Origin of the sequence: Streptomyces sp. NBC_01618 (assembly GCF_045209435.1) — a bacterium.
GTDB lineage: Bacteria > Actinomycetota > Actinomycetes > Streptomycetales > Streptomycetaceae > Streptomyces.
Genome location: NZ_CP109297.1, coordinates 5,455,554 through 5,475,568, shown reverse-complemented (window position 1 = coordinate 5,475,568; position 20,015 = coordinate 5,455,554). Strand labels below are relative to the sequence as shown.

14 protein-coding genes and 1 pseudogene are annotated in these 20,015 nt (G+C 72.8%); 3 read left to right on the top strand and 12 right to left on the bottom strand.

The window, feature by feature from the left end:
- Nucleotides 1-16 precede the first annotated feature (16 nt).
- The 8 genes from fxsT to OH735_RS25530 form a co-directional block, all read right to left on the bottom strand.
- Entirely contained in the window at nt 17-3,010 is a 2,994-nt protein-coding gene (fxsT, locus tag OH735_RS25565) for an FxSxx-COOH system tetratricopeptide repeat protein (protein WP_406383877.1), read from the bottom strand.
- Nucleotides 3,011-3,090: 80 nt separating this feature from the next.
- Nucleotides 3,091-4,530 (bottom strand): aKG-HExxH-type peptide beta-hydroxylase, encoded by a 1,440-nt coding sequence (locus OH735_RS25560; protein WP_406383875.1) that lies wholly within the window; start codon nt 4,528-4,530, stop codon nt 3,091-3,093.
- A complete protein-coding gene (locus OH735_RS25555) occupies nt 4,527-5,750 on the bottom strand; it encodes an FxsB family cyclophane-forming radical SAM/SPASM peptide maturase (RefSeq protein ID WP_406383873.1) in 1,224 nt (407 codons plus the stop codon). Before OH735_RS25555 ends, OH735_RS25560 begins: the two co-directional genes overlap by 4 nt.
- Nucleotides 5,751-5,940: 190 nt before the next feature.
- The gene (fxsA, locus tag OH735_RS25550; protein ID WP_406383871.1) at nt 5,941-6,228 is read right to left on the bottom strand and encodes an FxSxx-COOH cyclophane-containing RiPP peptide; all 288 of its coding nucleotides are present in this window, start codon (nt 6,226-6,228) and stop codon (nt 5,941-5,943) included.
- Between the two features lie 208 nt (nt 6,229-6,436).
- On the bottom strand, nt 6,437-10,129 hold the full coding sequence (locus tag OH735_RS25545) for an SAV_2336 N-terminal domain-related protein (RefSeq protein WP_406383869.1): 3,693 nt from the start codon (nt 10,127-10,129) through the stop codon (nt 6,437-6,439).
- A 7-nt stretch (nt 10,130-10,136) separates the two neighbouring features.
- Nucleotides 10,137-11,168: an AAA family ATPase gene (locus OH735_RS25540; RefSeq protein WP_406383867.1), complete on the bottom strand. Its 1,032-nt coding sequence runs from the start codon at nt 11,166-11,168 to the stop codon at nt 10,137-10,139.
- Nucleotides 11,169-11,271: 103 nt separating this feature from the next.
- Complete coding sequence (locus OH735_RS25535) at nt 11,272-13,359, bottom strand: trypsin-like peptidase domain-containing protein (RefSeq protein WP_406383865.1); 2,088 nt, start codon at nt 13,357-13,359, stop codon at nt 11,272-11,274.
- Complete coding sequence (locus OH735_RS25530; protein ID WP_406383863.1) at nt 13,356-14,066, bottom strand: CU044_2847 family protein; 711 nt, start codon at nt 14,064-14,066, stop codon at nt 13,356-13,358. The genes OH735_RS25535 and OH735_RS25530 overlap by 4 nt, the downstream gene beginning before the upstream one ends.
- A gap of 195 nt (nt 14,067-14,261) precedes the next feature.
- Here OH735_RS25530 and OH735_RS25525 point away from each other — a divergent pair, with 195 nt between their 5' ends.
- The gene (locus OH735_RS25525; RefSeq protein WP_097878907.1) at nt 14,262-14,438 is read left to right on the top strand and encodes a DUF6104 family protein; all 177 of its coding nucleotides are present in this window, start codon (nt 14,262-14,264) and stop codon (nt 14,436-14,438) included.
- A 121-nt stretch (nt 14,439-14,559) separates the two neighbouring features.
- Here the strand turns inward: OH735_RS25525 and OH735_RS25520 are convergent.
- Nucleotides 14,560-14,853: pseudogene (locus OH735_RS25520) on the bottom strand (IS200/IS605 family accessory protein TnpB-related protein); the annotation flags it as partial.
- Between the two features lie 265 nt (nt 14,854-15,118).
- On the opposite strand from OH735_RS25520, the gene OH735_RS25515 reads away from it, so the two are divergent.
- Both OH735_RS25515 and OH735_RS25510 read left to right on the top strand, forming a co-directional pair.
- Nucleotides 15,119-15,976 (top strand): DUF4097 family beta strand repeat-containing protein, encoded by an 858-nt coding sequence (locus OH735_RS25515; RefSeq protein WP_406383861.1) that lies wholly within the window; start codon nt 15,119-15,121, stop codon nt 15,974-15,976.
- A gap of 1 nt (nt 15,977) precedes the next feature.
- Nucleotides 15,978-16,964, top strand: a complete 987-nt coding sequence (locus OH735_RS25510) for a helix-turn-helix transcriptional regulator (protein ID WP_406383859.1) — start codon at nt 15,978-15,980, stop codon at nt 16,962-16,964.
- A 36-nt stretch (nt 16,965-17,000) separates the two neighbouring features.
- Here the strand turns inward: OH735_RS25510 and OH735_RS25505 are convergent, their stop codons facing one another.
- From OH735_RS25505 to OH735_RS25495, 3 genes are read right to left on the bottom strand one after another with little or no spacing between them, the layout of a single operon-like run.
- On the bottom strand, nt 17,001-17,540 hold the full coding sequence (locus OH735_RS25505) for a Clp protease N-terminal domain-containing protein (protein WP_406383857.1): 540 nt from the start codon (nt 17,538-17,540) through the stop codon (nt 17,001-17,003).
- 42 nt (nt 17,541-17,582) lie between these two features.
- A complete protein-coding gene (locus OH735_RS25500) occupies nt 17,583-18,971 on the bottom strand; it encodes a cellulase family glycosylhydrolase (protein ID WP_406383855.1) in 1,389 nt (462 codons plus the stop codon).
- Nucleotides 18,972-19,021: 50 nt separating this feature from the next.
- Nucleotides 19,022-19,987 (bottom strand): zinc-binding dehydrogenase, encoded by a 966-nt coding sequence (locus OH735_RS25495; RefSeq protein WP_406383853.1) that lies wholly within the window; start codon nt 19,985-19,987, stop codon nt 19,022-19,024.
- Nucleotides 19,988-20,015 lie beyond the last annotated feature (28 nt).

Sequence of the window (20,015 nt, the reverse complement as noted above, 5' to 3'; positions counted from 1 at the left end):
GCGTGTGCGGTCGGTCTCAGATCATCTGCGGTTCGAAGTCCCAGTACGGACGGTTGCGGGAGCGCGCCGAGACCGTGTGGACGTGCTGGTCGCCCAGGGTCGCCTTCAGGTCTTCCAACGCCTCCGTCTCGACCTTGTCCGCGCGCTGCCGGTCGCGCATGCCACGCAGGTCCGCGGCGTGCGCGATCCGGGCGGAGAGCGTCAGCGGATGGGTCCGGCCGAGAACCTCGGTGGCGCGGACGACGACCGATTCCGTCAGCGCGGCCGCGGATTCCGGGTCGCCCACCAGGTTGCGCAGCGCCGAGGCGTTGACCGCGCAGCCGAGGGTCCAGGGGTGGTTCTCGCCCACGGCCTCCGTCATGTCGGCGAGCGCCTCCTCCAGGAGGGTGTGCGCGTGGTCCCGCTCCCCCACGTTACGGAGGATCAGCGCATGGTTGGCGCGGGTCCCCGCCACGTAGGGGTGTCCCTCGCCGAGCATGTCCACGTAGCCTGCGACCACCTTTTCGCTTATGTCCCTGGCCTGGTCGATGTCGGCGTTCTCCCGGGCGAAGAAGCTCTGGCTGGCGGCGAACATCATCGTCAGCGGGTCGTTCTCGCCCAGCACCCGCTCGGAGCGTTCCAGAACCCGGGTGAACAGGTCCGCCGCCTTGGCGCGCTCCCCCGAGCGGTACTGGCACAGCGCGAGGTTGTGCTCGGCGCGCAGGGTCTGCGGGTTGTCCTGGCCCATGACCCGCCGGTGCAGCACGACGCTCGGGTTCTGGAGCGACAGGGCTTCGCCGTACCGTCCGAGCAGGCGCAGGTCGGTGGCGTAGTTGATCTCGGAGTAGAGCGTCCAGCTGTGCCGCGGGCGCAACAGCTTGCGCCGGGCGTCCAGGGTGCGCCGGTCGAGTTCTAGGGCCTCCTCGTACCGGCCCAGCAGACGCAGCGAAACGCCCAGGTTGTTCTGCGCGTTGAGCGCGCGCGAGTCCTGGTCGCCCAGCAGTTCGCGGTAGGTGCCGAGGATCCAGCCGGACATCTCCAGCGCCTCGTCGTACCGGCCGAGGCCCCGCAGGTCTGCGGCGAGGCCACTGGCGGCACGCAGGTGTTCCAGGTCCTGCGGGCCGCGTTCGGCGCGCAGATGCTCGACCGCGGCCCGTTCGATGGCTTCCGTGCCGACGTAGTCGCCGACGGCCCGCAGCAGGTTGGCGTAGTGGTACCTGAGGTCCCAGACCCTGGAGTAGTCGTCGCCCAGGAGTTCCTGCCACGCCTTCATGGCGCGTGCGCCCAGTTTGATGCCGGCCCGGTACTCCCCGGAGAGGTACATGTAGCGCAGGCAGTGGAGCACCAGGGTCTGCACCGCCGGGTCGGTGCTGTTGAGGACGTCCGCCCATTTCAGGTGCGGGGTGATCTCGGCGTAGGCGGGCCACAGACGGGTGTCGGTGGGCCGGCCGGGGTCCGCGGCCGCGAGGGCCCGGCGGACCACGTCGATGAACTCCTGGCGGTCCCGTTCCGGCATGTCCTTACCGATGATCTGGTGGACCATGCGGTGCATGTAGAGCGATTCGCCGGACGACGCCTCGTCGGCGACCGATTCGTGGGACTCCAGGCGGACCACGGAGTACTGCCGGAGCTGGCCGATGGCCTTGTTCCACAGCAACGGGTCGTTCATCAGGCCGGAGAGCTGTTCCGGCAGTTCGCCGGGGGGCATTTCCTTCAGCAGCCGTACGGGGATGGAGCCGGGTGCGAAGAAGCTGCACAGGCGCAGCAGGTCGACGGATTCGGGGACGGTGTCCTTGAGCTTGTTCAGCAGTATCGACCAGGCGGTCTGGAAGGCGAGCGGGAAGTCCGCGGAGACCTTGACGACGTCCTGGTCGATGCCGCCTTCGAGGAGATCGATGTACTCCTCGACCGACATGTCGGAGTCGTTGAGCCAGCCGGCGGTCTGGTCGAGGAGCAGCGGGAGGTCTTCGAGGGCTTCGGCGAGCTGGTCGGCCTCGGGCGGGGTCAGGCGCGGGGCCCGGCGGCGGATGAAGGCGACCGATTCCTCGCGGGCGTAGACCGGGACCTCGACGAGGTTGCTGTTGTGCTCGCTCCACTCCGGGTTGCGGGAGGTGATCAGGACGTGTCCGGGGCCGGTCGGCACCAGGTCCCAGATGTGTTCGGGTTCGTCGGCGCCGTCGAGGACGAGGAGCCAGTGGGAGTACGGTTCGCCGCGGCGCAGCGCGTCCCGTACCGCGCGCAGCCGTTCGCCGTACTCGGCGCCGGTGGACAGGCCCAGTTCGGGGGCGAGTTCGGCGAGTTTCTGACGGTAGAGGGCGCGGCGGTCGGCCGGCACCCACCAGACGACGTCGTACTCGGAGCCGAAGCGGTAGACGTACTCGGCGGCCAGCTGGGTCTTGCCCACGCCGGACATGCCGTGCAGAGTCACGACCCCGGCTCCCGGTCCGGCGTCCTGGAGCGCCCGGTACGCCTTGCTGAGCAGCTCCTCGCGGCCCGTGAACCGGGTGTTGCGCCGGGGCACCCCGCCCCACACCTCGGGGGTGTCGGCCGGATACCGCAGTCCCGGCCCGGTCTCCGCGGAATGGGGCAGCGGGTCGGCGTCCAGGCCCAGGCGGACGAGGAGCCGCCGCTCGGCCTCGTCGGCGCCCACGTTGGTCAGGTCGGCGGCGCCGAGGACCGAGGTCGCACCGGGCAGCGCGGACGTGGTGACGGACACGGCGGCGAAGCGGTCGGGGTCGGGGGCGACGACCTCGCGCAGCGCCCTGCTCCACTCGTCGTGGCTGCGGGGGCCGAGCTGGAAGTACCAGTCGCTGAGGACCACCAGGACCCGGCCGCGCGACAGCGTCAGATCCCGCAGGGCCTCCTCCAGCGGGAGTTCCACCGGGGGGTCCCAGCGCTGCTGGACGACCGTCACGCCACGTCGCTCCAGACGGTCTGCGATCCACGCCGCCCAGGCGCGGTTGAAACCGGCGAAACTGATGGTGACGGTCTGCGCCCCGGTTGCCCCAACTTGCTTACGCGTTCCGGGCATTCAACCATCTCCCTGCTTCGGTACGAGCCTTGTCAACATACACCGGAGCATGGTCGCTCCGATCGATATCGCGGGGTCACTCACTGCCTTCGCGAGCCGTTCCTCTGCTGCCATATCACCTTCGCGGTGGACACGTACGCCTGCGCGCGCGCGAGATGCCCCGTGGGGGGCGGACAATCGTCCAGACGGTGGTAGACCGTGATCATCTCGTCGACGAGGACCCGGCCTTCGCGGGTGAGTGCAGCCGATCCGGCCAGCACCGGCAGTACGGCCCCGACCTGTTCGCGGCAGCGGGCGTGTTCGGACCAGGCCAGGTCGCGGTGGGTGACACGCCACGCGCCGAGCGCGGATCGCTGCCAGTGGTCGGCGAGCGCGAGGTGCGAGTAGGCGCCCTGGAGCAGGCCGTCGAAGGGCCGGGGGTCGGGGCGCCAGGGGGCGAAGTGACGTGGTGTCGTGTCCTCGTGGTGCAGTGGTACGAGGGAGCCGAGCGCGGCCAGTTTGGTGTGCTGGAGTTCGTGGACGAACGTGGCGGCGAAGTGGGCGGCGGCGGCCGGTCTGCTGCTGAGGACGGCGCCGAACGCCTCGCGCCTGGTGCCGCTGCAGTGGGCCGCGCTCTCTCCGGTGGGCCCGGAGCCGGGTGGTGGGCCGAGCGGTACCAGGCAGCGCAGGAGGACGGCCGTTTCGGTGAGGCGGTGTTCGCCGCCGATGCGGAGCAGGGGCTCCGTTGCGGACCAGAGCTCGGCCCAGATCTTGCGTTCGTGGTCGTCGAGGTGGATGGCGGCGCTCAGCCCGTGGCGCCGGAGGCCGCCGCCCTCGGTGCGGTACGGGTCGACGTCGTCCAGGGGTACGGGACCGGCGCCGGGCCGTACGGCGGGCAGGGCCAGCACGGGCAGCCAGCGCGGGTCGGCCGAACCGGCCGTTCCGTCCGGTTGGATGCGTACGGTGAGGAGCGGCCGGCCGCCTGTCCCACGTACCGTCAACTCACCCTCGGTGAAGGCGATGTCGACCCGGCCCGGGACGGTGTGGAGGGCGCCCAGGGTGGGCAGCGGCACGAGCCCGTCGTGTGCGGTGAGCCGGGCCGCGAACGGGACTCCCGCACGGATCGCGGCCGCGGCGGCGACGGCGCTCAAGTGGTCGAGTCCGGCCAGGAGTTCGGGAGCGGAGACGGTACCGGACAAGGCGCGCAGGCAGCGTTGGGCCCAGGGGCCGGTGAAGGGGTGGAACAGGACGGTGCGCACGGCGGTCCGGTCGGTGCGCTCCGCCGTCTCCAGCAGCGCCCAGTCCTGGCGCAGCCGGTCGAGCGCGCGGGGCGGGCAGACGGTCGTGGGGGCGGCCTCCGCCGCGTCGAGCAGAGCGCGCAGGAGGAGGAGCCGGCGGGTGTCCTGGTCGCGTACGAGGACGCGGAGGGTGTCGGCGTCGCCTTCGGTGCGGCCGAGTTGGCGCAGCATGTGGTCCGGGAGCGGGGCGCGGGGCGGGGAGACGGGTGGGGAGACGGGTGGGGGGACGGGTGGGGGGATCATCGGTGTGCTCCTGCGGTTGCGTCGGACAGCCGGCCCGCGATGTGGCGCACCAGCCGTTCGAGATCGGCGCAGTAGACGGACGGGTTGGTGAAGCCGTTCTCTGCGCGGTAGCGGTGCGCGTAGTGGCCACCGCCGCAGACGGTCAGCAGTGGGCAGGCGCGGCAGACGGCGGCGAGCGCGTCGGCTCCTGCCTGGCGGGCGGCGACGCCGGGGTGGTGCAGGGCGTCGTCGAAGGTGTGGCGGAATATGTCGAGTCCGGTGGCGGCGGCCGTGTCGTAGGCGGACTTGAGGGAGTCCACCTGCTCGATCGTCCCGTCCGTCTCGACCACGATCGCGTTGAGGGGGTCGAGCCCGAGGGATTCGGTGGCGGCGGGCAGACCCAGCAGCAGGGCGATGCACTCCTCGAAGAGCCGGATCCGGGTCTCCCGTCGGCCGGCCTGCCACCAGCGGTCGAAGACGGTGGTCAGCCAGTCGCCGTACGGGGTCGGGCGCCCCGGTCCGGGCCCCGTGGGGGCCGGCTGCGCGGCGGCGAGTCCCGGCGGGGGGTTCGTCCAGTTGCCGTGCGGCAGCAGCAGGTCGAGGGCCGGTGGGCGCAGGGCGAGCAGCGACTCGTACAGCTCGACCGGGCCGGTCCGCGGGTCGACGACGGTGAGGATGCCCGCGTACGCGTCGGGGTGCCGTTCGGCGAGGAGCCGGGCGCCGCGTGAGGCGGCGGGCCAGGAGGGGCGTCCGGCGTGGTCGGTGCGCTGGGTGTTGTGGGCGGCCAGACCGCCGTCGAGGCTGATGCCGATGCGTATGCCGTGCCGGGCGAGGGTGGCGATACGGGTGTCGGTGAGCAGGGTGGCGTTGGTCTGCACGGTGGTGTGGAGGGTGCAGCCGTCGGGCAGCAGGCCGCGCACCCGGTCGGTGAAGGCGGCCAGCCGGGCGGCGCCCGCGAGGAGGGGTTCGCCGCCGTGCAGCACAAGGGCGACGTCCCGCAGTCCGTGGGCTGCCGCGTGTTCGGCGATCCGGGCGGCGGTGCGGTCCAGGACGGCCGGTGCGGCGGCGGCCGGGCGGGTCCGCCAGGTCCGGTCGGGGCCCTCGTAGAGGTAGCAGTAGCGGCAGGCGAGATTGCAGCGGCCGTGCGCCTTGACGATGAACTGCCCGAAGGGAACGGGAAGCCGGCCGTGGGCGCCGTCGCCGGGGCGCCGGGGTGTGCACGGCGTCGTCTGTCGAGACACTCCCGCACCCCCGTGCCGTACGTCCGCCGGGACGGCCCCCGCTGCCGGCCCGAGGCGAGTATCCCTGGGCTGCCGTGCGGGCAAACCCGTCCAGGGCCATGATGTCCTGTTCAACCGGGACCCGGACCGAAACCGTGCGGCTGCGACTCCGGATCCGGCCCCGTCCTGCGGAGCCGTGGGGCACCCCGCCTCAGAAGGCGCTTTGGAATCCCCACAGCATCTCCCGCGGCTGCTCGGCCCGGCCGCGCAGGTCCGCGACCACCTCGCTGAGCACCGGGTGGTCCATCGTCCGCAACGCCTCCAGATCGATTTCCAGCAGATCGGGCAACGCATCCGGCCCACCGGACGCCCCGCCGCCCGGACCGCCGTCGCGTATCGACTCGCTCATCACGCCTCCCCGTACCACGTACTGCCGCATCGAGCCCGCGGTGACTCGCTCGCCGTTGAGCGCATCCCGCCCGGCCCACGTCCCTGACACACGTATCTCCGCTCGCGCAGCCGTGCGGCCCGCGCGAGCCGCGCCGCCCGCACCGGTCGCCTCTGTACCGATGCCCCGCACAAGCCGACATACGCCTTCTTGAGCCCGTCGTCGACCGGCGTCGGTCGTACACCGGTCGTACACGGCGCGCACCGCCCGGTTCGCGGCACAGCCGGAGGCGCTCCGCCCGAATGCTCGCCGCCCGGTGTCAGCGCTCCAGCTCCGCCAGCCGCTCGGCGGTCGACTCACCCGCCGAGCCGCCGCCGTCCGGCAGTTTGCTCCATTGCCGGACGGCCGCCCGGTACGCCTCGCGTGCGGCCCGGGGGCGGCCCGCCCTCTCGTATGTCATACCCCGCCAGTGGTTGGCTGTAGCACCCAACTCCACGGCTTGCTGGAGTTGTTGTGGAGTGTCCAGCTCCGCTTCCGCCGTCCCGGCCGCCTCGGCCGCGTCCCGGAACGCCTCGGCCGCCTCGTCGAGCCGGGCCGGACGGTGCAGCACCCGGGAGGCGTCGAGGTGGGAGCGGCCCAGCTCCAGCCAGCAGCGCGCCTCGGTCAGCGGGTCGGTCGCCTCCTGGGCCGCGAGACCGAAGAGGTGCTCGGCCTCCCGCAGGTCGACCCGGTCCTCGGTGGCCCGGTGCCGCAGCATCAGCGCCCGGCCCAGCATCAGCAGCCGCTCGGCCTGGCGTCTGCCGCCCGCCGCCGTCTCCGTACGGCAGTCGCGCAGCACCCGCACCGCGGCACCGATGTGCGCGCGCCCGTCCGGCAGTTGGGCGCGGCGCAGCAGGGTGCCGCCCCACTCGGCGAGCAGATCGGCGTGGGCCTGCGAGTCGCGCGGGACGCCGCGCGCGGCGCGGGCGAACCAGTCGGCCGCCGCCACCAGTTCGTCCGGATTTCCGGTGTGCTCGTAGCGGGCGACACGGACCCGGGCCGCCCGGGTCTGGAGCGAGGCGCGCAGCCGCTGTTCCCGTACGGTCTCCAGGGCATGCTCGATCAGGGCGCCCGCCTCGTCCGGCTCCTCACCGGAACCGAGCAGGGCGTCCACCAGGTCCAGCAGGATGCGTACCTCGGTGCCCATGGTGTGCCGCCCGCCGCCCTGTTCGAAGGCAGTACGCAAGGAGCGCGCGGCCTGACCGGCGTAGACGCGGGACTGTTCGGCGTCGGCGGTGGCACCGGCCAGTTTCAGGAGCGTACGGCCGTGCGCCAGCGGCAGGGCGGCGGGGCGGTTCTCCTGGTCGGGCCAGACGTCGGCGAATGCCTCCAGCATGCCGCACGCGGCCTGCAGCAGGGCGGTGTCGCCGTCGAGCCGCCACTGCGCCTCCAGGGCCCGGACCCGTTCCAGGGTGAGCCGGAGGGCCTCGGCGGGTTCCAGCCCCGGGTCCGAGCAGGCGGCCGTGTACTCGCGGTCGGCGCGGCGCAGCAGTTCCAGCGCGCCGCGCCGGTCGCCGCGGCGCCGACGGTCGTCGGCCGCGGCGTGCAACACCTTGGCCAGTACGGCCCGTTCGCGTACCGCACCGGGGTGTGCGGCGGCCCGTTCGGCGGCGTACTCGGCCTCACGGAGCAGTTCGACATCGCCCTGGACCTCCCACAGGCGCAGGACGCAGCGCGAGTACTCCGCCCACAGCTCGGGGTCGGCGTCCGGCTGCTCCTCGCGCTCGGTGGCGCCCCGCAGCAGCTGCACGGCGTCCATCAGGTACTGCACCATGTGGTCCGATTCGAAGTGCCGCAGCAGGACGCGGGCGCTCTCCACCGCCGCGTTCGGTGTCTGGACGGGGCCGCGGTGTCCGTCCCGGTCGACCTGGACGACGAACTGCTCGGGCAGGGGCATGAATCGCTCCAGTACGCGGACCGCGACCTCGGCGAAGGGGTGGGGGACGCGCGGCCCGCCGCTTGCGCCGCCCTCCCCGTTCTCGTCACCCTCTTCGATGTCCTCGTCGGGTGCGCCGTTCGCCAGGGTGTCCGTGGTGGGGGTGGGCCGCGACGGCCCGTACCGGCCCTCGCCGAGCTGGGCGAAGGCCAGGGCCGGGAAATTCGGCCCGCCCTTCCCGAACCGCTGCTCGATGTACTGCGAGCAGTGTTTGAGTACGAGCAGTGCCTCGTCACGGCCCAGTGGGCCGAGCAGCGCCTCGCGGACGCCGGGCGCGAACTCGTACCACTGACCGCCGTCCTCGCCGGCGCCGCTGCCGTCCTGGCCCCTGCTCCGGGTCAGCAGTCCGCTCAGCAGCACCTCGGCGAGTTCGGACGGTCCCGAGTTCGGCAGCATCGTGCGCTGCACCAGCTGCATCACCGGCAGATACAGCGGGGCCGCCGCGAGGTAGACGGCCAGTTGCCCGGCGGCCGGGGAGGCCGCCGAACGGAAGCGGCTGACCAGCTGGAGCGAGGACAGCCCGTCGCCGGGGCGCTGTGCGGCCGCCGCCGGCTGATCGGCCCGTACCCAGCCGACGGCGCCGGAGATCTGCCCGGCGCCGGTGCCGGAGAGCAGTCTCGCCCAGGCCGCCAACGCGCCTTTTACCGGCGGGAGTACGGGGATCGCGAGCGCGCCCGGGTGCACGGCGGGCCCCGATCCGGCGTGCTCCGTGACCTTCAGCACGGCGGCTCCGCCGGGCCCCTCGCCCCGCGACAGCGAACCGTAGGTGACCGGCAGCCTGGTCCGGTTCCACATCCGCTGCGGCAGGGGCTGGAGCACGGCGGCCGGGGCCTGCCCGGCCAGCTGGTGCAGCAGCCGGTGGGCCCGGCCGCTGCGCCAGAGCGGACCGGCGCAGTCGCTGACCAGGACGGTGATCCGACGGCCGGTCGGATCGCTCAGCCGGTCCGCGGAGTTCAGCGGCGCGGCGGCCGGATCGGGGCTGCGGCTCACCGCTGCCGCGCCGTCGGGCCCCTGGTGCAGATAGCGGACCTGGACATCCCGGAAGGCACCCAACTGACCGAAGATCTGCTGAAGTTCACCGAACAGCCGGTCCCATACCAGCATCGAGGACGAGGCGTCCATGACGCACTGCAGGAGCGCCTCGCCCCGGGACGCGCCCCGGAACACCGGCATGATCATCCCGCCGGCCCGGGCGCTGAGCTCCGCGGTCGCCGTCTCGTCGAGGGTGCGGCGCAGTGGTGGTACGGCCGGTCGATAGCGCTGCAACGGACGCAGGGCCCGCTGGAGTTCGAGCGGTGCGGGCAGCGCGGGGGCGGCGGGCACGCCCAGGGTGAGGGCGCTCGCCCGGCCGCCCCGGCCGGTGCTCCGCCCCCGCCCGGCCGCGTCGTCCGGGCGGGGGACGCCGGACGGCGCGGTACGGGGTACGGGGTAGAGGGCGATCCGCCGGTCCGCGTCCCCGTGGTCCTGCTGCCGCACGGCGTCGTCGCCGTCCGGCGCGGGGTCCGGGACCTCGTCGCCCCCGGCCTCCGGCTGCGCGGGACGTCCGCCCGGCCGGCCCTCCTGCGCCGGGTCGGCGGGCAGCGGTGGCGCGGCCTCGGCGCTCTCGTCGTCCGGCGCGTCGGGGTCGCGGGTCCAACGGGCCAGCCAGAGGGCGTCGCAGAGCTGCTCGACGTCGGGGTCGAGCCCGGCCTCCCGTAACCGGGCGACGAACGCGGGCAGCAGACCGCCGTCGTACGGCGGTGCGCCTTCCGCAACCGGCGCGTCAACCGGTGCGTCGCCCGCAACCGGTACGACTCCCGCCGCCGATCCGTCGCCCGCAAACGGTTCGACTCCCGCCGCCGACCCGTCGCCCGCAACCGGTGCGCCTCCCACCGCCGATGCGTCGCCCGTCGCAGGTGTACCTCCCGTAACCGATGCGTCGCCCGACGTACCGGCTCCGTCCAGGACGTCGTGGTCGCGAGACTCCGGAGCCTCGCCCGCGCCGCTGTCGTGGCCGCCTTCCTCGTCCGGGCCGTGGCGTGGCGCGCCCCTGGACATCAGCGCATCACCTCGGCCGGTCGAGTCGCTGGATGAGCAGGTCGGCGAGGCGGTCGCGGCCGGCAGGGGCGGCGGCGTCGGTGAGGTAGATCGCGTTCAACAGCTGGTCGGTGGCGAGGAGTTCGCTCCGGGAGCGTTCCAGGAAGTGCGCGATGAGATCGTCCCCGGAGCGCGCCGCCTCGTCTCCGAGGTGGGCGCGTACGAAGGTCGCGAGCCGCTGGTGGTCGGGGCGTCCGAGCTCCAGGTGGATGCAGCGGCGCATCAGGGGCGCCGGGAAGTCCCGCTCGCCGTTGCTGGTGAGCACCACGAACGGGAAGGCCCGGCACTGCACCCGGCCGCCCCGCACCGTCACCTTGTTGCCGTCGTCGTCGAGGACCTCCGCCTCTCCGCCGGGCAGCCGGTCGGCGATCCGCTCCAGCTCGGGAATGCCGAACTCGCCCTCCTCCAGCACATTGAGCAGGTCGTTCGGCAGATCGATGTCACTCTTGTCGAGCTCGTCGATGAGCAGGACGCGCGGCCGGTCCGAGGGCAGCAGCGCGGTGCCGAGCGGCCCCAGCCGGATGTAACTGCCGACGCTCTGTGCCGATTCGACGCCACTCGCCCCGGCCGCCGCGCTGTGCGCGGCGATCTGCACGTCCTGGAGCCGGGCGATCGCGTCGTAGTGGTAGAGGCCGTCCTGGAGCTCCGAGCGGCTGACGATCGGCCAGCGCAGGACCCGGCCGAGCCCGAGCTCGTGGGCGACGGAGTGCGCCAGCGTGCTCTTTCCGGCGCCGGGGCTGCCGGTGACCAGCAGCGGACGCCGCAGATAGAGCGCGGCATTGATCATTTCGAGCTCTTCGGCGCCCGGCCGGTGGAGTTCGGCGATGTGCCGGTAGCCACCGAGACGGCGGTCGGCGGAGCCGTCCCCGTCCTGCTCGCCGGGGGCCGGGGCGCCACGGCCCGCGAAGTCCCGCCAGGGCGGCGGGGGCGGCAACTGCTCGATGCCTTCGTGCGGCTCGCCGGCCCCTCGGTAGATGAGCCACTCGCTGGGTTCACTCATAGCGTGTTCCTCGTCGTCACTCGTCCGCCAGGGGGCAGCAGTCGAACGCCATCACGGTAACGATCCGCCGTATGCCCCGTAAGGGGCCGGCCGGCCCGGTCGTTCACGGCGCCTCCAAGAACTCGTCGCCGGAGCCGGGCAGCGGATGATGTGGATCTTGGTACAGCAGGGCGACGCCGTCCGACCAGAACATCTCCGCACGCCCCGCGTGCACCCCCTGCCTCAGCCTGTGGATCTTCCGCGGCAGCTGATCGGCCGTGCCGGCCTCGGTGACGGATCGGGCGGCGCTCCGGTGGAACTCCGTGCAGACCGCGACCGGTTCGGCCGCCCGGCGCCGCCACAGGGCCACTCCGAAACCGGCGTCGAGCACCCGTCCGAGACCGGCTGCGGCCTCCGGATGGGCCGGGTCGCCAGGACGGCAGAGCACCGGGACGGTCTCGTACGCCAGTCCGCGCAGTTCCTCCACCACCGGTACGGGTACCCGCATTCCGTCCTCGCAATCGACGACGGCGGCCCGCATCGCGGCGGACACGGTCCGGTTCCAGCGCGCCTCGCGCTCGTCGGTCCCGTCGTCGGCCGGCCACCGACCGCGGTCCCGGCAGCGAATGACCACGGGGCGCAGCACCCCGAGCGGCCGCCCGTCGGGCGGTACCCGCCACGCGTCGACCTCCAGCTCCATCAGGCTCCGGTCGACGACGACCTGGAGCATCGCGCGGCTGTCGGGTTCGTCGCACCGCCGGAACGCCTCCGCCAACGGGCCGGCGAGCCGGGCGGGGAGGGCGTCCAGTGCGGTGCCCCGGCTGTCCTCGGCGACGGGCAGGACGTCGCCGGCGTGCCGGTCGACGCCGATCCGCCAGTCGTAGCGGTCCGGTTCCCAGCCGCGCGGCTCCAGCTCCAGCAGGACGAACGGGGCGCTGCGGGTCCTGGCGGGTTCGAGCGTCGGCGCCGGGGTGCGCGCGTGTTCCCGGCCGGGGGCGTGCCGGTCGTTGTACCGGAGCCCGGCGAGCTCGTGCCGGAACTTGCGGGAGAGCCGCTCCTCCGCCATCCGCTTCACCCAGTCCCACAGGGACGCCTCGGCGTCCTGGGTGGACGGCAGGACGTAGGGACGTTCGGCGGAGATGGCGCTCATGCAGTAGCGCAGGATCAGTTCCAGCGCGCCGTCGCCTCCGGGGGCGTCGTACAGCGCCCCCAGGCCGTCGCGCCAGCCGCGCGGGGCGGCGTGGTACTCGCTCGGGTGGGTGTCCGGCAGCCGGTCCAGGAGGCCGAGGAGGCTGCGGGTGCTGAGCGGGGGCGGGAGTTCGGCGAGCCGGCCGAGCAGGTCGGCCCGTTGCTGGGGGCTGAGGGCGAGCCCGGCTCCGGCACCCAGTTCACGCTGGACGTCGGCCCAGGTCCGCTCGGTACCGACGGAGCTGGTGTGCCGGTCGGCGTGGTAGCGGTCGTGGGCGTGGAACACCGCCTGGTACGGGTCGTCGGACTCGGCGGCGACCGCGCCGGGCGGCACGGGCAGCGTACGCAGCCGCTCGACGCCGATCGAGGTCCCGCCGGTCGCGCCGTCGGAACGCGACTTGAGTACGCCGACGACCTCGCCACGGGCCAGATCCACCACGGGTCCGCCGGACAGGCCGGGGTACATTCGGTCGCCGTCGAGCCGCATCTGTTCGTCGTCCTCGGCCCAGTCGCCGAAGGTGCCCATCACCTGGCACCGCCCGCTGAACCGGGTCAGCTGCCCCGACCCGCCGTCGGTCCAGCCGGCGTAGAGGACCGAGCCGCCGCCGAACATGCCCGCCGGGCGCTCGGTGACGTACACACAGGGGTGCGCGACGGGCCGCAGCAGCCGGATGAGCGCGAGGTCGGGCGCGGGCCAGCCGCCCGCCCCGGACGCACCGGACCGGCTCTCGGGCAGGGCGGCGACCACGGTGCCCTCGACCGCGGTCTCGGCGCTGCCGGGGTCCGGCTTGAAGACCACGTTCACGTGACGCCCCTCCCCCTCCATCGCCACGTGCGCGCACGTGAGGACCCAGCTCGGGGCGATGAAGAAGCCGCTCCCCAGAAAGCCTCTGTCGGATCCGTCCGGGACATACCCGCGCTCCGGCCGATGGATGCGTACGGTCGCCGCCATCACGAGGCCCACCAGCGCACGGTGGGCACCCTCCGAGCCGCCCCCTGCGCCCCTGCCCGGCGGCTGCGTCATGACCCGCTTCCGGCGCCGGTCCCGGCCCCGTCCGGACGCGCCGGTGCGCCGGTGGATGCCCCGGCGCCCGGAGTGCCCGCGGACGGGCCGGTGCCCGGAGTGCCCGCGGACGGGCCGGTGCCCGGAGTGCCCGCGGACGGGCCGCCCGGGGGCGCCGAGGAGGACGGGGGCGTCGTGGGGGCGGGCGGGTGCACGGGTGGCGAGGCGGGCGGGGGCGGCATGTGCGGAACGGGGCGCGGTGGCGTCGACCCCACCGGGTGCCCGGTGGCCCGCGCCCCGGAACCGTGCTCCGGCGCGGCCTGTCCCGCCCCGCGCGCCCCGCTCTGCGCCGGGATCGCCGGGTCGGCGGGCGGGCCCCCGCCGTTCCACGTCAGGGTGACCTTGATGCCGCCCTTGGCCTCGCCGTCGGCGAGGAGGCCGACGACCTTGCCCGCCTTCGCGGTGAGCTCGATGCCGAATTCGACGCTGACCTCGTCGGGCCGCACCGCCCGCAGCGGCTCGGCGAGCGAGCGCGCGACGCTGGTCACGACGGCCTGCAGGCTCTCGACCCGGGCCTGCACCTGCTCGGCGAAGTCCCCGTACCCGATGTCCGTGAACGCCGGACCCCGGGCGGGCTTCGCCAGCTCCTCCGCCCCGGAGATCCGCGCCCAGACCGGTGTGCCGTCCGGCATCTCGATGCGCGTGATGCGGGCCCCACTGTCGCCCATGAACTCCCCCATTCCCCCAACTACCCGCAGGCTAACGGCAGTACGCGGCCGATGCGAGATACATGGACCATGACGCCGCCACCCCGCCGGCCGGTTCTCGGCCGGTCGGCGCGTCCCTCACGGACCGCACCAGGACCTTGCCGGACCGCAGCACCGGCCACCGCAGTGCTGTCACCAGGCATTAGGCTTTCGGGCATGTACTTCACCGACCGCGGTATCGAGGAGCTGGAAAAGCGGCGAGGCGAGGAAGAGGTCACTTTCGAGTGGCTCGCCGAGCAGCTCCGTACGTTCGTCGATCTCAACCCCGACTTCGAGGTGCCGGTCGAGCGCCTCGCCACCTGGCTGGCCCGCCTCGACGACGAGGACGAGTAGTCACTCGCGCCCGCCCCGGTTCCGGCGCCCTGATCCGTTCGTAGGCAAGCCCGATCGCCCCGAGCGCCGGCAGCAGCCGTCCCCGCACGCACCCATCCGCCGCCGCTGCGCCGATCCCCCAACGCCGCGCCAGTGCCCACTGATCATGCGTGGCCTTCGTGATCGCACCGGCGATCCGCGACGACGACAGCGGCGTCAGGTCCCGCTTGCGCGACGCCCAGGTCTCCTTGTTGTGCTCCAGACCATCCGCACAACGAACCCTGAGGTCGCGGGAAGCCAGACGCCCCTGATGCTCACCGACCGCACGCAGAACCTTCTCGTCCTGGGGCATGAGGTGCTTGAGACGGTCCCGGACCGCCACCCCACAAGGCCCGGGCACCACGAACGGTGCCGCCAACTCCCGCACACCACCCAGCACAACACCCCCTCCCACGAGACCCGACAACCACTACCCAGCCCAACGAGCACCAGCCGCCAAGCTCACCCATTCGGCCCCAGAACCCCCGTTCCCACCCCATGAAGCCACCGACAGGACCCACTTCCTGCTCACTACAACTCACTTCAGCTCAGCAAACCGACAGCAGCTCACAACCCCTTGACTTCCCCGATCCGCGATATATCGTGTTCCGCAAGAGACGCGATATGTTGTGTCATTCCGTGCTCCCCTGGAGGTCAGATCCATGCCTGTGTCGACATGGGCCATCGCCGAGCCCCGGAAGCTGACCTTCGACGATCCTGTGACGTCGCTCAATGTGCGCATCGTCGGGGGCGCGGTCAATGTCGTCGGTACCGATGAACCGACCGCCCGACTGGAGGTCTCCGCGATCGAGGGCCCGCCGCTGATCGTCACCCAGGAGGGCGGTACCCTCACGGTCGCGTACGAGGGCCTGCCCTGGAACGGCTTCCTCAACTGGTTCGACCGCAAGAGCTGGCACCGCAGCGCGGTCGTCTCACTCGCCGTGCCCGCCGGGTCGGCGGTGGAGGTCGGCGTGGTCGGCGCCGAGGCCGTCGTGTCCGGAATCCGGGGGCGTACGGACGTTCGGGGCGTCAGCGGCGACTCCACGCTCGTCGGGCTCGCCGGTCCGGTCCGGGCCGAGACGGTCTCCGGCAGCGTGGAGGCCCAGGCCGTCACCGGCGACCTGCGCTTCCAGACGGCCTCGGGCGACCTGACGGTCGTCGAGGGCGCCGGGGCCTCGGTGCGCGCGGAGTCCATCAGCGGGAACATGGTGCTGGACCTGAACCCGAGCGGGAAGCCCACGGACATCCGGTTGACCACGGTGTCCGGCGAGGTCGCCATCCGGCTGCCGCACCCGGCGGACGCGACGGTCGAGGCGAACACCACGAGCGGCGCCGTCTCCAACGGCTTCGAGGATCTGCGGGTCAGCGGCCAGTGGGGGGCGAAGAAGATCACCGGCACGCTGGGCGCCGGGACCGGGCAGCTGCGGGCGACGACCGTCTCGGGCTCGATCGCCCTGCTGCGCCGCCCACCGGCCGAGGACGACGCGTACGAAGCCGAGCCGACCGGAAAGGTGCTCTGACATGCCCCCCGTATTCGCCCACGGCCGCCTCCGCCTCTATCTGCTGAAGCTGCTCGACGAGGCCCCTCGCCATGGCTACGAGGTGATCCGGCTCCTGGAGGAGCGTTTCCAGGGGCTGTACGCGCCCTCGGCGGGCACGGTCTATCCGCGGCTGGCCAAGCTGGAGGCCGAGGGCCTCGTCACCCATGTCACCGAGGGCGGTCGCAAGGTCTACTCGATCACCGACGCGGGCCGCGCCGAGCTGGCGGGCCGCACGGGCGAGCTGGCCGATCTGGAGCTGGAGATCAGGGAGTCCGTCTCCGAACTGGCCACCGAGATCCGGGACGACGTCCGCGGCGCCGCCGGGAAGCTGCGCAGCGAGATGCGGGCCGCGGCGCACGAGACCAGGCAGACCTCCGCCGGTTCCACCGGCGGCCGGGGCGACCGGGACTTCCCCTTCGGCGACTTCACGGACTTCGGCGACAAGGAGTCGTGGCGGGCCGCGAAGGAGGAGCTGCGCAAAGCCAAGCAGGAGTGGAAGGAGCAGGCCCGCCGAGCGAAGGACGAGTCCCGCCGCGCCCGCGAGGACGCCCAGCAGGCCCGCCGTCAGGCCAAGGAGGCCCAGGACACGGCGCGTGAGCAGATGCAGAACGCCGCCCGCCAGGTCCAGGAGCACTTCGCGCGGGGCGACTGGCCCTCGGGCGTACGGGAGGGGCTGGCCGAAATCACCGGCCAGCTGGGCAACTTCGCCAGGACGGGCAGCTGGCCCCCGTACATCAAGCCGGAGCCCGCCGACGCCGACCCGGAGTGGGGCAAGGACACCGCCCGCACCGGCGACCCGGCCCGCGACCTGGACCGCCTGCTCGACCGCTTCCGCGACGACATCCGCGACGCGGCCCGGGACCGGGGCGTCACGGAGGAGCAGCTGACGGAGGCCCGCCGTCAGCTGTCCACGGCGGCGGCCCACATCGGGGCACTGCTGAGGAAGGACGACGGCGGGGAGCGGTGAACCGGGGCCCCGCCCCGGCTCACCGGCTCTCGGCCCTCAGATGACGGACGGGGCGGTGTCGCCCCCGTCCCCGCCCCCGTCCCCGTACAGCGCGCGGTCCACCGCTTCGTACGTCGCGCCATGGGCGGCGAGTACGTCGGCGGCCACACCGGGGCAGGCGGTGAGCGCCAGCAGCAGATGCTCGTCGCCGATGAAGCGATCTCCGCGCCCCACCGCGATCCGCAGTGTCCTCGCCAGGACGTCCTTCGACCCGCGGGTGAACGGGCGACGTCCCGCCCCGCGCCGCCGGGCCCTGTCCAGCGCACCCACCCCATGGGCCTCCTCGACACGGGCGACGATCTCGGTGACGTCGATGCCGATACCGGCGAGTGCGTCCGTATCGGCTCGGGTCAGCCCGCCACGGCGGCGTGCGGTGGCCAGATCGGCCTCGACCGCCGCGCGCCGGTCGGCGAGGCCCAGCGCGGTGACGGCGAAGGAGGCCCTGCCGTCGTGCTGGTCCAGCACGGCGAGCAGCAGATGCTCCTCCGTGATCGATGCGGCGTCGGTCCGTTCGGCGTGGGTCGCGGCGCCGCTCAACAAGGGTGCCGCGAGGACCACCAAGAATGCCGCGAGGACCGCTCAGCCGCGCGCCGCCTGCGTCACCGTGACCGTGACGCGAGCCCCTTCGCGGGCCCGGACACTCACCTCTCCCCCATGCCTCCGGACCGTGGCACGGCCGTCCACCGAGACCCGCCACTCCCCGGGCGTCGGCGGCAGGGAGACCTCCGTGCTGCCGCGGCGGCCCGCCGTGTAGGAGAGCCGGTAGACGCCGGTGGTGTCGTCGTAGGTGTCCGAGTGGACGGTTCCGGCGACGGCGGGTGCGTACGGTGTGGCGGTCCGCTCCTTGTTCTTCGCGAACGCACCGTCCTTGTCCAGCGCGCAGTAACCGCCGCCGTAGCACCACGCCCAGCCGGCCCAGCCCGAGGTGTAGCGGCTCAGGGAGGCCATCGCGTCCTGGTAGAAACGGCCCATCTGGGGAAGTGTGTTGTTCAATGGGCCCCACTCGCCGACGACGACCGGAATGTGCCGCTGCTCCGGGTACGTGGTGACGGCGGCCTCGTACGACTCGATCCAGCCCGCCGACGGGTCGTAGTCGGCGCCCGCCTCCATCGCGGTGTTGTAGAAGTGCGGTGCGTAGACGGTCCGGTGGTCCTTGATCACGCCCAGCCCGGTGGGGACACCCTCGCCGACGGCGGGGGTGGGTTCGACGAACAGCCAGGTGGAGCGGTCCACCGAACGAATTGCGCGGGCCAGCCTGTTGTACATCGGGGTGAGCTGACGGGCCTCGATGCGCCGGGCAGCCGTCGGCAGGTCCTCCCCCTCCTGGAGCTCCCCCATCGGCTCGTTGATCAGGTCGTAGCCGAGGACGGCGGGGTGGTGCGCGTAGCGGTCGGCGACGACCTTCCACATCTGCGCCTGGGCGCGCTGGAGATCGGGGTCCTCGTAGAGATGGGTGAAGGCGCGTTGCACGGCGGGCTCGAAGTACTCGGAGAACCAGTCGTCGGGGTGCGGGGTGAAGGGCAGACCGTCGGTACGGGTCGCCCAGGCCGGGATGCCCCGACTGCCGAACGCCGGGCCGAAGACGTCCTGGTGGGCATCGAGCACCACCCGGATGTCGTATTTCCGCGCCCAGTCCAGGACCCGGTCGATCTTGCGCAGATACGCGGTGCTGTACTGGCCCCGGCGCGGCTCCAGGTCGTCCCAGAAGATGAGCAGCCGGGCGAAGTCGAAGCCCTTCGCGTGCAGATCGCGGAAGTGTTTCTCGGTGATGGCGGTCAGCGCCTGGTCACCGCTGTTCGCCTTGTCCGCGACGCTCCATCCGCGCAGGGTGAGGGTGCGGCCCTCGTCGTCGGTGAGGCGGGGGATGCCGGTCCGGTCCGGTGGTGCGGGCCGTGCGTCGGCGGCGGGGGCGAGGGCCCCCGCCGCGAGCACGGCCGAAGTGACGATCGAGGTGAGTACGCTGCCCATTCGCGTCCGCATTCGCATGGCGCAGATGAGAACAGCTCACCCCGAACACCTCAAGAGCAGGTGAGCACAATCTTTCCGAACTGGTCGCCCGCGGCCAGCCGTTCGAACCCCTCGCGGGCCCGGTCCAGCGGCAGCACCTCGTCGATCACGGGCCGTACGCCGGTCGTCGCGCAGAACGCCAGCAGGTCCTCCAGCTCGTCCTTGGACCCCATGGTCGAGCCGACGACCTTCAGCTCCAGGAAGAAGATCCGGGTCAGCTCGGCGTGCGAGGGCCGGTCGCCGCTGGTCGCACCGGAGATGACGAGCGTGCCGCCGGGACGCAGGGACTTCACGGAGTGGGACCAGGTGGCGGCGCCGACGGTCTCGATGACCGCGTCGACGCGCTCCGACAGCCGCGCGCCAGGCTCGTACGCCTCGATCGCGCCGAGTTCGATGGCGCGCTTGCGCTTGGCCTCGTCGCGGCTGGTGGCGTGGATCCGCAGCCCGGCGGCCCGGCCGAGCACGATCGCGGCGGTGGCGACGCCGCCGCCCGCGCCCTGGACGAGGACCGAATCGCCCGGGCGCACGCCGGCGTTTGTGAAGAGCATCCGGTACGCGGTGAGCCAGGCGGTCGGCAGGCAGGCGGCCTGTTCGAAGGTGAGCTCCTTCGGCTTGGGCAGCACATTCCAGCTGGGGACGGTGACCTGCTCGGCGAAGGTGCCCTGGTAGCGCTCGGTGAGGATGGACCGGGGTTCCTTCGGGCCGACCCCGTGCCCGGTCTGCCCGATGACGGAGTGCAGGACGACCTCGTTGCCGTCCTCGTCGATCCCCGCGGCGTCGCAGCCGAGAATCATCGGCAGTTTGTCCTCGGCGAGGCCGACGCCGCGCAGGGACCAGAGGTCGTGGTGGTTGAGTGAGGCGGCCCGGACGCTGACGGTGGTCCAGCCGGGACGCACCTCGGGGGCGGGGCGCTCACCCAGCTCAAGGCCGTTCAGGGGCTGGTCGCGGTCGATACGGGATGCGTAGGCGGCGAACATGGCCTCGACGATAGGCCGGGGCACGGAC